13 protein-coding genes are annotated in these 13,180 nt (G+C 68.3%); 9 read left to right on the forward strand and 4 right to left on the reverse strand.

Features of this window, described 5'->3' with window-relative positions; all coding sequences use genetic code 11:
• Window positions 1-155: 155 nt before the first annotated feature.
• From AC5Y31_RS04440 to holA, 3 genes are read left to right on the forward strand one after another with little or no spacing between them, the layout of a single operon-like run.
• Window positions 156-1,001: a ComEA family DNA-binding protein gene (locus AC5Y31_RS04440; protein ID WP_499978347.1), complete on the forward strand. Its 846-nt coding sequence runs from the start codon at window positions 156-158 to the stop codon at window positions 999-1,001.
• Between the two features lie 2 nt (window positions 1,002-1,003).
• Complete coding sequence (locus AC5Y31_RS04445; protein ID WP_499978351.1) at window positions 1,004-2,560, forward strand: ComEC/Rec2 family competence protein; 1,557 nt, start codon at window positions 1,004-1,006, stop codon at window positions 2,558-2,560.
• Between the two features lie 12 nt (window positions 2,561-2,572).
• A complete protein-coding gene (gene holA / locus AC5Y31_RS04450) occupies window positions 2,573-3,535 on the forward strand; it encodes a DNA polymerase III subunit delta (protein WP_065025650.1) in 963 nt (320 codons plus the stop codon).
• Window positions 3,536-3,632: 97 nt separating this feature from the next.
• Here the strand turns inward: holA and rpsT are convergent, their stop codons facing one another.
• Together rpsT and AC5Y31_RS04460 are read right to left on the reverse strand one after the other, a co-directional pair.
• A complete protein-coding gene (gene rpsT / locus AC5Y31_RS04455) occupies window positions 3,633-3,893 on the reverse strand; it encodes a 30S ribosomal protein S20 (protein ID WP_065025649.1) in 261 nt (86 codons plus the stop codon).
• A gap of 120 nt (window positions 3,894-4,013) precedes the next feature.
• Window positions 4,014-4,871 carry a ribonuclease Z gene (locus tag AC5Y31_RS04460; protein ID WP_109470828.1) on the reverse strand — a complete coding sequence of 286 codons (858 nt, stop codon included), beginning with the start codon at window positions 4,869-4,871 and terminating at the stop codon, window positions 4,014-4,016.
• Between the two features lie 116 nt (window positions 4,872-4,987).
• On the opposite strand from AC5Y31_RS04460, the gene AC5Y31_RS04465 reads away from it, so the two are divergent.
• Window positions 4,988-5,416 (forward strand): CBS domain-containing protein, encoded by a 429-nt coding sequence (locus tag AC5Y31_RS04465; protein ID WP_065025647.1) that lies wholly within the window; start codon window positions 4,988-4,990, stop codon window positions 5,414-5,416.
• A gap of 18 nt (window positions 5,417-5,434) precedes the next feature.
• On the opposite strand, the gene AC5Y31_RS04470 is transcribed toward AC5Y31_RS04465, so the two are convergent.
• On the reverse strand, window positions 5,435-6,049 hold the full coding sequence (locus AC5Y31_RS04470) for a type II toxin-antitoxin system PemK/MazF family toxin (RefSeq protein WP_065025646.1): 615 nt from the start codon (window positions 6,047-6,049) through the stop codon (window positions 5,435-5,437).
• Window positions 6,050-6,544: 495 nt separating this feature from the next.
• Here AC5Y31_RS04470 and AC5Y31_RS04475 point away from each other — a divergent pair, with 495 nt between their 5' ends.
• The 4 genes from AC5Y31_RS04475 to AC5Y31_RS04490 all read left to right on the forward strand — a co-directional run bounded on the left by AC5Y31_RS04475 (window position 6,545) and on the right by AC5Y31_RS04490 (window position 10,755).
• A complete protein-coding gene (locus AC5Y31_RS04475) occupies window positions 6,545-7,099 on the forward strand; it encodes a hypothetical protein (protein WP_499978357.1) in 555 nt (184 codons plus the stop codon).
• A 335-nt stretch (window positions 7,100-7,434) separates the two neighbouring features.
• Entirely contained in the window at window positions 7,435-7,998 is a 564-nt protein-coding gene (locus AC5Y31_RS04480) for a hypothetical protein (RefSeq protein WP_499978359.1), read from the forward strand.
• Between the two features lie 124 nt (window positions 7,999-8,122).
• On the forward strand, window positions 8,123-9,991 hold the full coding sequence (gene lepA, locus AC5Y31_RS04485; RefSeq protein ID WP_499978966.1) for a translation elongation factor 4: 1,869 nt from the start codon (window positions 8,123-8,125) through the stop codon (window positions 9,989-9,991).
• Window positions 9,991-10,755 (forward strand): sensor domain-containing protein, encoded by a 765-nt coding sequence (locus AC5Y31_RS04490; protein ID WP_499978361.1) that lies wholly within the window; start codon window positions 9,991-9,993, stop codon window positions 10,753-10,755. Before lepA ends, AC5Y31_RS04490 begins: the two co-directional genes overlap by 1 nt.
• A gap of 17 nt (window positions 10,756-10,772) precedes the next feature.
• On the opposite strand, the gene AC5Y31_RS04495 is transcribed toward AC5Y31_RS04490, so the two are convergent.
• The gene (locus tag AC5Y31_RS04495) at window positions 10,773-12,818 is read right to left on the reverse strand and encodes a glycoside hydrolase family 15 protein (protein WP_065024884.1); all 2,046 of its coding nucleotides are present in this window, start codon (window positions 12,816-12,818) and stop codon (window positions 10,773-10,775) included.
• A gap of 141 nt (window positions 12,819-12,959) precedes the next feature.
• On the opposite strand from AC5Y31_RS04495, the gene AC5Y31_RS04500 reads away from it, so the two are divergent.
• A complete protein-coding gene (locus AC5Y31_RS04500; RefSeq protein ID WP_499978362.1) occupies window positions 12,960-13,154 on the forward strand; it encodes a hypothetical protein in 195 nt (64 codons plus the stop codon).
• Window positions 13,155-13,180: the final 26 nt, after the last annotated feature.

The raw sequence follows: 13,180 nt of genomic DNA on the forward strand, positions 1-13,180 counted from the left end.
TGATGACGGTCGATTCTAGGGACGCGGTCGTTCGGCCCGCCTATCGTCGGCCGCGACCACCGGCGTTCTCCCCAACCGGGCATTGATCCACAGAACTGGCTCGAATCGTGTTGCGAGCGAGTGTCACTGCCAGAACCGCGGCCTACCGTCGGCGCATGGCACCAGAACTTCCCGGCGAGCGGCTGCAGCGTCGCCTCGGCCTGCTGCCCGAACCCGACCGCAGCGACGACACAGCCGAGCCCGATGACGAGGCCGGCCCGAACTCATTGCTGCCGCGCTGGCTACCCGACGGGACGGCTGACGCCGGTTGGCTCGCCAAGGTGCGGGCCGACCCGGGACGGGCCGGCACGGTCGCCCTGGCGGTGATCGCCGCGGTCGCGGTGCTCATCACCGTGTTCACCGTGCTCCGCGACCAGCCTGCGCCGGTGCGCAGCGCCAAACTGCCTCCGGTAGAGATGGTTTCGACCGCCAGCCCGCGTGCCGACGAACCCGCTGCGGCGCCGGCGGCATCCGACGCCGATCAGGTGGTGGTCAGCGTGGTCGGGTTGGTGCACAAGCCGGGGCTGGCGACGCTGGCGCCCGGATCGCGGATCGCCGACGCGCTCACCGCCGCCGGCGGCGCCCTCGATGGCGCCGACACCATCGGCTTGAACCTGGCCCGGCCCCTGGTCGACGGCGAACAGATCGTCGTCGGGCTGGCGCCGCCGTCGGGTCCGCCGATGCTCGGCAGCTCGGTCGGCGCCCCCTCGCGGGCACCGGAGGCGCCGCGGACCAGCACCGCGCCGGCTAAACCGGAGTCCAAATCCGGTGAACCGGTCAACCTCAACACCGCGACCGTCGAGCAGCTCGACGCGCTGCCCGGGGTCGGCCCGGTGACTGCCGCCGCCATCGTCGCGTGGCGCGAAACCCACGGCAAATTCGCCCAGGTGGACCAGCTCGGCGAGGTCGACGGCATCGGCCCGGCGCGCCTGGAGAAGCTGCGTGCCCTGGTCCGCGTCTGACCGTGACCCCGCCCGAGGCCGCGCCGGCGGCCCGGCTGGATGTTCGGCTGGTGCCGGCGGCGCTCACCGGCTGGCTGGTCACCGCTGCGGGCATCCAGTGGCAGATCGGCGCCGCGCTGGCGCTGCTGTGCGCCCTGCTCGGTGCATTGTGCGGGGCACTGTGCTGGTACGGCACGGAGACGCGGCGGCGCGGGTGGCGGCTGGCCGGTGCGGCACTGGCAGCGGCGGCAACCGTGGGGGCCGGGTTCGGCTGCGCCGTTGCGCTGCGCACCGACTCGATCGTCCATCATCCGATCACCGCGGCGTTCGGCCGCACCGCGGCGGTGACGGTTACCCCGAGTGAGAGCCCGATGGCCGCCGGTGCCCGCCGGGTGATGTTCCGGGCCACGCTGCAGCAACTTGACGGCGACGAATCCTCCGGCCGCGTAGTGGTTTTCGCCTCAGGCATGGAATTCGACGAGGTGATGGTCGGCCAGTCGATGGCGTTCCGCGCCAAAGTCGCCCGCCCGGCCCGGCGTGACCTGACGGTCGCGACGCTGACCGCCGCGGGCGAACCCACCCGGGGCCGGCCCGGACTCATCGCGCGATCAGCCCATCGGGTGCGTGCCCGGTTTGCGGCGGCCGCCGGGCGGGTGCTGCCCGGCGAGCAGGCCCGGATGCTGCCCGCGCTGGTCCTCGGGGACACCTCGGGGATCACTGCGGCGACCGGGCGCGAGTTTCGGGCCGCAGGCCTGACGCATCTGATGGCGGTCTCGGGTGCCAATGTGACCATCGTCTGCGGCGCGATGTTGTTTTCGGCGCGTCTGGTCGGGCCGCGCGCGGCGGCGGTATTGGCCGGCTTCGCCTTGGTGGCGTTCGTGATCGTCGTGCAGCCGACGGCCAGTGTGTTGCGGGCGGCGGTGATGGGGGCGATCGCCTTGCTGGGGGTGCTCTCCGCGCGCCGGCGCCAGGCGATTCCGAGCCTGGCCGCCAGCGTGTTGGTGCTGCTGGCGCTGGCCCCGCATCTGGCCGTCGATGTCGGCTTCGCGCTGTCGGTGGTCGCCACCGCGGCGCTGGTGCTGATCGCACCGGTCTGGTCGGCGCGGCTGGTGGCTCGCGGCTGGCCGAAACCGGTGGCAGTTGCGGTCGCCGTGGCGTGGGCCGCCAACCTGGTCACCGCGCCGCTGATCGCCGGGATCTCCGGGCGGCTCAGCCTGGTCAGCACCCTCGCCAACCTCGCGGTGGCGGTGCTGGTCGCGCCGATCACCGTGCTGGGAAGCGCGGCGGCGGTGCTGTGCGGGTGGTGGCCGGCGGCCGCCGAGATGGCGATCCGCTTCACCGGGCCCGAACTGTGGTGGGTCTGCCACGTCGCGCACTGGGCCGGCGGGGTTCCCGCCGCCACCGTGCCGGTGCCCGCGGGGATGGCCGGGGTGGTCGGTGTGGGCGCCGCCGCGGTGCTGGTCGTGGTCTGCTGGCGTTGGCGAGGTGGCCGGTGGGTGCTGGCCGCGCTGGCGGTGGGCCTACTGGCCTGGTCGGTCTCGGAGGTGTTGACCGGCTGGGCGGGTGTCGGGACTGCGTGACACGATTGGCGGGTGAGCCAACCGGTTTCGCCGCTGCATCTGCTCCTCGGTGATGAGGAACTGCTGGTCGAGCGGGCGGTCGCGCAGGTACTGGCGGCGGTACGGGCCCAGGCCGGCAGCACCGACGTCCCGGTGGACCGGTTGCGGGCCGGCGAAGTCGAGGCGGGTGAGCTTGCCGAGCTGCTGAGCCCGTCGTTGTTCGCCGACGAACGGGTGGTGGTGCTCGACGCCGCCGGCGAGGCCGGCAAAGATGCCGTGACCCTGATCGGGTCGACGGCCGCCGATGTGCCGGCGGGCACCGTGCTGGTGGTGGTGCACTCCGGCGCCGGGCGAGCCAAGGCGCTGGCCGGCCAGCTGCGGGAACTCGGCGCCCAGGTGCACCCGTGCGCCAAGATCACCAAGGCCGCCGAACGCGCCGACTTCATTCGCTCCGAGTTTCGCCGGCTCAAGGTCCGGGTCGACGACGCCTGCGTCACGGCGCTGCTGGATGCGGTGGGCTCCGATATCCGTGAGCTGGCCTCGGCCTGCTCGCAGCTCGTCGCCGATACCGGCGGCCAGGTCGACGCCCTCGCGGTGCGCCGCTACCACAGCGGAAAAGCCGAGGTGAAAGGCTTCGACGTCGCCGATCGGGCCGTCGTCGGCGATGTCGAGGGCGCCACCGAGGCGCTGCGCTGGGCGATGATCCGTGGTGAACCGCACGTGGTGCTGGCCGACGCGCTGGCCGAGGCGATCCACACCATCGCCAGGGTCGGCCCCAAGTCCGGTGACCCCTACCGGCTGGCCGGCGAATTGGGCATGCCGCCGTGGCGGGTGCAGAAGGCGCAGAAACAGTCCCGCTATTGGTCGCGCGACTCGGTGGCTGTCGCGGTGCGGCTGGTGGCCGGCCTCAACGCCGACGTCAAGGGCGCTGCCGCCGACGCCGACTACGCACTGGAAGCCGCGGTCCGCAAAGTCGCCGAGCTGGCCGCGCGCTAACTGGTCCCGAGCAGACGCAAAAGCCCCCAAATTCCAACCGGAATGGGGGCCTTGGCTGGGGGCATCTCCCGCTTGCGGGCGACTGCTCCCGGGTGGATCAGAGCTTGTTGAGCGTTTGCGCCAGCGCCGACTTCTTGTTGGCGGCCTGGTTCTTGTGGATCACGCCCTTGCTCGCGGCCTTGTCCAGCTTGCGGCTGGTCGACACCAGCAGTTCGCCGGCCTTGTCCTTGTCGCCGGCCTCGGCGGCCTCACGGAAGGCGCGGATCGCGGTGCGCACCGCCGACTTCACCGACTGGTTGCGCAGCCGGGCGCGCTCGTTGGTCCGGTTGCGCTTCACCTGCGACTTGATGTTGGCCACGAAGTAGTTCCTTCTTAAAAGCTTGCGTTGGGTTCGCCTCCCGACGTGGGGGCAACGGCTGTTCAGATTACCAGCTGCCCGGTCAACTCCCCAACTTGGCTCAACCACGGCGCTCTGCGCTCAGCCTCCCGGGTGCACGTCGACCCGGTGCAGGTCGTCGCCGAGCTCGATCGGCCCGTCGAACTCCGCGGCCGCCAGCTTCCGCCACTGCTCCTCCTGCCCGGGCGCGATGGCAGGCACGTAATGGGTCAGCACCAGTGTGCCGACTCCGGCGCGCCGGGCGGTCGCGGCGGCTTCGGCCACCGACGAGTGGTAGTCGCAGATGTCGCGGATCCGCTGCTGGGGGAGCGCGTCGATGAGGTCCTTGCGGATCACGGTGTGGACCAGCGCGCCGGCTCCGGCGGCCAGCTCATCGAGGCTGTCACAAGGCACGGTGTCGCCGGCCAGCACCACCGAGGCGGTCCCGGATTCGTCGGCGTATTCGATCCGGAATCCGATCGTGGGCGCCACCGGCCGATGATCGGTGGGCGCCACGGTGATCTGCACCCCGTCGCGATCCCACACCGGGCCGGTGGTGTGTTCGTGCACCTCGACCGGGGGCGGGCCCGTCAGGTCGTCGTGGTGGGCGATCCGGTAGCCGATGTCGTGTCCGAAGGCGTGCAGCGTGGCCTCCACCACCTCCGCTGTTCCCGGCGGGCCGATGATCGGCAACGGCGCGGGGTCGGGGGTGAACGTGGTGACCCACCGGGTGATCAGCAGGTCGCCGAGGTCGGCGATGTGGTCACTGTGCAGATGGGTGAGTAGCAACGCCGACAGCGTGTTGGCCGACGCACCGGCAGCGGCCAACCGCTGCAGCACCCCGCGTCCGCAGTCCACCAGCAGTGCCTGGCCTCCGGCCCGGATCAGGGTCGACGGTCCGGCGCGGTTCGGGTCGGGGATCGGGCTTCCGGTGCCCAGCAGGGTGATCTCGATGGTCATGAGGCCACATATGCCACAGATGCGCACGCCGCGGTGGAGTTTCAACATCACCGCCCCGCATCCGCGGCAAATGGCCTAGCCTGGTGTGAAGCAGATCACTGCGGCGGGAGGCTTTTATGCGGATCGCGGATGTATTGCGGAACAAGGGCGCGGCGGTGGTGACCATCCATCCGGATGCCACCGTCATGGAGTTGCTGGCGGGTCTGGCCGAGCACAACATCGGCGCCATGGTGGTGATCGGACCCAACGGCCTGGAGGGGGTGGCCTCCGAGCGGGATGTGGTCCGCCAATTGCACGTCCACGGCGCGAGCATGCTGGCGCGGCCGGTGTCGGCGATCATGACCCAGTTGGTGGCGACCTGCACCAAATCCGACACCGCCGACGAAGTCAGCATGCTGATGACCGAGCACCGGGCGCGTCACATACCGGTGCTCGAAGACGGCCGGCTGGCCGGGATCGTCAGCATCGGTGACGTGGTGAAGTCGCGGATGGAGGAGCTGCAGGCCGAGCACGCGCAGCTGCGCTCCTACATCAGCCAGGGCTAGCGGCGATCGTCAGGCCGGTCAGCTCCAGGAGTAGTCGCTGCGCAGCCGGGCGGCCACGACCTCGAACACCGTGCGTTCCAGGATGGCGCCCTCACGCCGGATCGACTCCTCGGGCACGTCGAGCACCCGGTCCAGCCGCACCCAGCTGAGCCGGTGGGCCTCATCCCAGCTGCCCGCGCCGATGCCCAGCCAGTTGGTGTCGTCGGCGTGGCGCGGCTGGCTGGACAACATCAGCCCCAGCAACATGCTGCGGTCGCGTCCGACAACCAGCACCGGCCGGTCCTTGCCTTGGTCCGGGTCATCCTCGTAGGCCACCCAGGTCCAGACGATTTCGCCCGGGTCGGCCCGGCCGTTGAGGTCAGGCGCGTAGACCAGGCGCCGCGCGCGGTGCGCGCTGGGAACGCTGCTGTTGGTGACCGGCCGGCCCGCCGGGATCGCCGGCGACGGCTCCGACGCCGCGCCGCTGAGCACCTCGAGGCCGATCTTGATGCCCTGCTCGATGCCCCGCTGGATGCGCTGTTGCACCAGCGGAGCCTGCTCGAGTTGGCGGATGAACCGTGGAGCTTCGTTGAACACCAGGTTTTCCGCGAAACGCTGCACCGTCTGCCAGGGGCTCTTCCGCGGGGAAGCCATGATCGCAGCATAGGCGAATCAGGGTTGGAACAGCCGTGTGCCGGACGGTTGGCGGCCCGGCCAGGCCTGAATTTTCTTGACGCGGGGGTAAACAAAGCGCACAGGAACCTGTACGAAAACTGATGTGCCACTTGTGTTGTCCCGTGAAGCGTAGCGGCGTACGGTTCGAGAATATTCGTTAACACGGGGGCTTCTGGACGGTGGGATGTTGTGGTGACGAGGGGTTTCCACCGTCCGGGTTGATTTGATGCTGGTTGTCGGTCCCCGAGGAGTGATTTGGGGAGGGGATTAGTTATTCATCCTGCGTCCGATCTGTCGCCCTCCGCCGTCCAGCCACGGCTATCAAGAGGTATATGGGGTTACGCATCTTGACGCAAAGTTCGGCCGGCAACGGCACTAGTGAAACCGGCATGGCCCCTTGGGATTTCAGCCGCAGCGCTGAGGGGAATCCGCGGTAGGTTTCCGGTCGCAGTAGACATCTGAAAGGCATTGATTATGAGCATCCGCAAAATCGCCGTGGTCGGCGGCCTCGCGGCCGGCGCCGCATTCGCATTGGCGCCCTTGGCATCTGCCGTAACCGACCCGCTGGACCCCATCGTGGCTAGTGAGATCGGGTCGATGAACTTCCTCTTCGGGACCGATACCTTTCTCGCTGGGGTCCCCTCCAGCGACGTCGATACCAATACGCAGGGCTTCGACTTCATCAAGCCGGAGGACGTAGCGACGGTGCAGGGTGACGGTGTAACTCCTACCCCCTTCGATTTCCTGGTCTACGGGTTGAACCCGATAACGGCCGGGCTCGCCTCCGACCCCGGTGCGTACAACGTGTTCAACGGCTCGATGGTCCAATTCGAGGACGGCATCAACTCGCTGCTGTTCGCGCTGGCGAACAACGGCGGTGTGCTCGACTGGGATAGCGGTGACCTGTTCGGTGGGAGCAGCGCGATGGACATTGCCAACAACGCCACCAGTGGATGGGAAGAGGCCGCGAACTACTTCAACTTCGGTTGGGGTGACCTGTTGGGATACTTCGGTATCTTCGGCTCGTAGTCACAGCTGAGGATCGAATCCCCTGGAAGGTCCCTTCCGGGGGCTTCGTTTTGTCGCGGCCTCCGCGTGCTGCGGCGGGCGGACGGCGTCGGCGAACGCAATTTTGTGACGCGCTGGCTTAGGTCCCCTAAGAACCGACGGTTGCTGCTCTCGGACCCGATTTACCTGGGAGAACTTCGCCAAACCATCTCATTCTCGATGGAGAAGTGAATGTTCGCTTGCGCTTGATCACAGGTATCTGTTAGCTTTGGGGAGCTTTGCAGCGGACGGTGCTGGGGGAGCATCCGGTGGGGCCACCCGCTCGCCGGTGGGACATCTGAAAGGCAATAGAAACCATGAACATTCGCAAGATCGGTATCATCGGCAGCTTCGCCGCGGGAGCGGCATTCGCATTCGCGCCGCTGGCGGCCGCTGACGAAACCCCCGACCCCTTCGACTGGAGCAACATCGTCAAGAGCCAGCAGGCCTCGATGAACTGGCTCTTCAACACCGGTGCTGACCTCACGGGCGCCAAGGACGACGTCGTCGCGCCCACCGAGACCTACCCGTTCGCCACCATCTCGCACGCCGACTTGCTGGAGCAAGCGGCGTTCGGCCAGCTGCTGTACGGCGTGAACTGGGAAGACGAGATGTCGTCAGGCGACTCGGGGTCCTTTAGCCTGCTCAACGGCGCGCTGATGGAGTTCAACAACGGCAGCAACACTGCTTTGTGGGCGCTGATGAACGACGGCGAGAACCTCGACTGGGACAGCGGTGCGCTGTTCGGCGGGAATGCCGCGATGGAGATCGCCACCGCTGCCGCGGCATCCGGCGACGGCTGGGCGCAGGCCGGTGACTACTTCGAGCTCGGGTTCAACGACCTCCTGGGCTACTTCGGCCTGGGCGCGATCGAGGTCTAAATCGTCGTAAGCACGCAAACCCCCGGAGGCCCCCGGCGCCTCCGGGGGTTTCGTTTTGCAGCGGCTGCCTCGCTACCCTGAGTAGACAGTAGGCAGCACCGCCGCACCACCCGCTCACCAGGAGATTCCCATCAGCAGTTTCGCCGACCAGACCTTCACCGCGCCGGCGCAGATACGGAACTTCTGCATCATCGCCCACATCGACCACGGCAAATCCACGCTGGCCGACCGGATGCTGCAGCTCACCGGCGTCGTCGACGACCGGTCGATGCGGGCCCAGTACCTGGACCGGATGGACATCGAGCGCGAACGCGGCATCACCATCAAGGCCCAGAATGTCCGGCTGCCGTGGACGGCCAACGGCGAGCAGTACGTCCTGCACCTGATCGACACCCCCGGCCACGTCGACTTCACCTACGAGGTGTCCCGCGCGCTGGAGGCCTGCGAGGGCGCCATCCTGCTGGTCGACGCCGCCCAGGGCATCGAAGCCCAGACCCTGGCCAACCTGTATTTGGCGCTCGATCGCGATCTGACCATCATCCCGGTGCTCAACAAGATCGACCTGCCCGCCGCCGATCCGGAGCGCTACGCCGCCGAGCTGGCCCACATCATCGGCTGCGAACCCGAGGATGTGCTGAAGGTGTCCGGCAAGACCGGCGAAGGCGTGGCCGAGCTGCTCGACGAAGTCGTCAAGCAGGTGCCGCCGCCCACCGGCGATGCCGACGCGCCCACCCGGGCGATGATCTTCGACTCCGTCTACGACATCTACCGCGGCGTGGTCACCTACGTCCGTGTCGTCGACGGCAAGATCACCCCGCGCGAGAAGATCGCGATGATGTCCACCGGCGCCACCCACGAGCTGCTGGAAGTCGGCATCGTCTCCCCGGAACCCAAAGCCACCAAGGGGCTCGGCGTCGGCGAGGTCGGCTACCTGATCACCGGTGTGAAGGACGTGCGTCAATCCAAGGTCGGCGACACCGTCACCACCTCCCGACACGGCGCCACCGAGGCGCTCACCGGTTACCGCGAACCCAAGCCGATGGTCTACTCCGGGCTCTACCCGGTGGACGGCTCGGACTACCCGAACCTGCGCGACGCCCTGGACAAGCTGCAGCTCAACGACGCCGCCCTGACCTACGAGCCGGAAACCTCGGTGGCACTGGGCTTCGGCTTCCGCTGCGGCTTCCTGGGCCTGCTGCACATGGAGATCACCCGGGAACGCCTCGAGCGCGAATTCAACCTGGACCTGATCTCCACCTCGCCCAACGTCGTCTACCGGGTGATCCGCGAAGGCCGCAGCGACGAGGTCGCTGAAATGCTGGTCACCAACCCCTCGGACTGGCCGGAAGGCAAGATCCGCAACGTTTTCGAGCCCGTCGTCAAGACCACCATCATCGCCCCGAGCGAGTTCGTCGGCACCATCATGGAACTGTGCCAGTCCCGGCGCGGCGAGCTGGGCGGCATGGACTACCTCTCGCCCGAACGCGTCGAGCTGCGCTACACGATGCCGCTGGGCGAGATCATCTTCGACTTCTTCGACTCGCTGAAATCGCGCACCCGCGGCTACGCCAGCCTGGACTACGAGGAGGCCGGCGAGCAGGAGGCCGACCTGGTCAAGGTCGACATCCTGCTGCAGGGCGAGGCCGTCGACGCCTTCAGTGCGATCGTGCACAAGGATTCGGCCTCGGCCTACGGCAACAAGATGACCACCAAACTCAAGGAGCTGATCCCGCGCCAGCAGTTCGAGGTGCCGGTACAGGCCGCGATCGGGTCGAAAATCATTGCCCGCGAAAATATTCGGGCCATCCGCAAGGACGTGCTGTCCAAGTGCTACGGCGGTGACATCAGCCGGAAGCGCAAGCTGCTCGAGAAGCAGAAGGAAGGCAAGAAGCGGATGAAGACCATCGGCCGCGTCGACGTGCCGCAGGAGGCGTTCGTCGCGGCACTGTCTACCGATAGCGGCGGTGCTGCCGGGGAGAAGGCCAAGAAGTAGTGGCCGCCCGGGCAGGCGCAATCGCAGCCGGCGCGGCGGCGGTCGTGCTGCTGACCGGCGGTTGCACCACGGTGGTGTCCGGAACGGTCAGGCCCGCACCGGGATTGGCTCCGACACCGGTGACCGGAATGGCGGTCCGGCAGGTGTTACTCGACGACTCCGAGCTGTCGAAGCTGGTCGGTCAGCCCTTCCGCAGCGACCCCTCCCTGCCGCCGCGGTTCGGCGGCGTCGACGAGCTGCCCGACGCCTGGGACGAAGCGGAACCGGAGGATTGCGTCGGCGCCGCGGTGGGCGGCCAGAAAAGTGTCTACGGCGCGGCCGGCGTCCAAGACGTCGCCCACGAGTTCTGGGACAGCACTTCGGCTGCCGGCGACTCGTCGCTGACCGGGGTGGGCGAGGCCGTGATCGCACTGGCCAGTGCCGCCGACGCCGACGCGCTGTTCGAGAAGTTCTCCCAGCAGTGGGGCCAGTGCGACGGGGTCACGGTGATCCGGCACGGCGAGGGCAGCGACGCCAGCGGGGAGATCACTGATGTCTCCACCGGCGACACGGTGCTCACCGCCACGGTGCGCACCACCGTCGACGACGAGGTGGGCCTGCGGGTGACGCGTGCGGTGGCCGCGCGGGTGAACTGCATCGTCGACGTCGACGTGTTCTGGTTCGTCGGCGAGGATGACCACGCCGACGCCCCACCGCCGGGGGACACCACGGCCGCCGATATGGCGCGCGCGATGCTGGACAAGATCCGCAACCTCAGCGGCTGACCCGGACCGAGCCGCCCCTAATTGGGGGCGTTCGCGGGCTGGAAACCCCCGGTGGAGTCGGCCTCCTCCTCGGCACGGATCACGTGCACGACGGCGTTGATCAGCGCCAGGTGGGTGAACGCCTGCGGGAAGTTGCCCAGGTGCCGGCCGGTGCGGGGCTCGATCTCCTCGGCGTAGAGGTGCAGCGGGCTGGCGAACGACAGCAGCCGCTCGCACAGATGCTTGGCCTGGCTGACTTCACCGATCTCGACCAGCGCCGAGACCAGCCAGAACGAGCAGATGGTGAAGGTGCCCTCGGTGCCAGACAGTCCGTCGTCGGTCTCCTCGGTGCGGTAGCGCAGCACCAGACCGTCCTCGGTGAGCTCTTCGGCGATCGCCATCACGGTGGCGCGCACCCGCGGATCGTCGGCCGGCAGGAACCTGGTGAGCACCACCAGCAGCAGGGAGGCGTCCAAGGCGTCTTTGCCGTACACCTGGGTCAGCACGCCGCGCGAATCCACCCCGTTGGCCAGCACATCGGCCTTGATCTCCTCGGCGATCGCTCGCCACTGGCGGGCGTAGGACATTTCGCCCTGCAACTCGGCCAGCTTCGAGCCGCGGTCCAGCGCCACCCAGCACATCACCTTCGACGAGGTGAAGTGCTGCGGTTCGCCGCGCACCTCCCAGATCCCGCGATCCGGCTCGCGCCAGTGGTCGATCGCCTCCTCGACCTGACGCTGGAGCACCGGCCACAGCGTTTCGGGAATCTGCTCGCGGGACTTGGCGTGCAGGTAGACCGAGTCGAGCATGGTGCCCCAGATGTCGTGCTGGCGCTGGTTGTAGGCGCCGTTGCCGATCCGCACCGGGCGGGCGTTGTCGTAGCCCGACAGGTGCTCGAGTTCCTCTTCGGCGAGTTCGTGTTCTCCGCCGACGCCGTACATCACCTGCAGGGGACGCTGCTGGCCGTTGGTGGCGCCGGACACGTCGGCGATGAAGGAGAAGAAGTCGTCGGCCTCGCGGTCCAGCCCCAGGGTGTAAAGGCCCCATAGCGCGAACGTCGAATCCCGCACCCAGGCGTAGCGGTAATCCCAATTGCGTTCGCCCTGCGGTGTTTCCGGCAGCGACGTGGTGGACGCGGCCAGCAGGGCCCCGGTCGGTGAATAGGTCAGCCCCTTCAGCGTCAGCGCGCTGCGCTGCAGGTAGACCCGCCACGGGTGGTCGGGGAAGTTGCCGATGTTGATCCACTGCCGCCAGCACTCGGTGGTGTTCCACATCTTGTCGGCGGCTTCGGCGTAGGTCTGCGGCGCGGGGTGCTTCGACCAACTCAACGCCACGAAGACGTCGTCGCCCTCGGTCAGCCGGGTGCGGGCACGGGCCTCCCGGCCTTCCAAACCCAGCCGCAGATTCGTGGTCAACCGCAGTGTGGGGTGGGCGTCCGGGTTGTGCCGGGCCCGCGCGATCGCTTCGCCGTAGGCGTTGGCCGAGTACTCCCAGGTGGCGCTGGTGCGGTGATAGTCGAAGGCCGGCTCGCAGCTCATGGTCAGCTCGACGGTTCCGCTGACGCAGCGCACGGTGCGCAGCAGGATGTGCTCGGCGTCCCAGTCGGTGGGGGTGCGCCGGTGGGTCTGCGAGCGCGCGTCGATGTCGTGCCACTTGCCCATCACCAGCGCGTCGCGCACGATCAGCCAACCGGTGTGGGTCTGCCAGGTGGTCTCCATGATCGGGCTGCCGGGCAGGTAGCGCCGCGCCGCGGGCACCGAAACCCCGTAGGGCCCGAGCCGAAAGTGCCCGGCGCTGCGGTCCAGGATCGAGCCGAAGACGCTGGGTGAGTCCGGCCGCGGCACGCACATCCACTCCACCGAGCCGGCCGCCGAGATCAGGCAGGTGGTCTCGCAGTCTGACAGGAACGCGTAGTCGGCGATCGGGGGAAACGAGTTACGGACTTGCCCGGGCGTCGCGGAGTACGGCACCGGCGCGGTGGCCGACAGCGGCGGGGTCTTGGGAGCAGGAACGTCGAGGGTTTTTCCAGTAGCTTCGGGAGCGGTCTTGTCGGGTGCATCGCCCGGCGGGGTGTGCAGGACCATTCCGACATCATCGCTGGCGGCTCGGCGCACGTCCACCTGACCCGCCCGTTCGTGGTTTCCGCGGGCCGTGCGCATACGGCAACGGCAGTGCCCCATTCGCCCGGCTTCGCCGAACTTGCGATCGCCGCTACAGTGGTCCGGATGGTTGGCTTCCTGAGCTGGTGGGATGGCGTTGAGCTGTGGCTGTCGGGGCTCGGTTTCGTCGTCCAGACCGCGGTGGTGATGCCGGTGGTGCTGGCATTGGCGTACGGCCTGGCGTTGGTGCTGGACACTGCGCTGGCCCAGGGCATCCGGGTGCTGCGACGGGCCCGGCACGACGACGGCGGGGTGCGCTGATGCCGCGCTCGCAGGTGACACTGATT

Source organism: Mycobacterium sp. NGS18 (assembly GCF_059813185.1).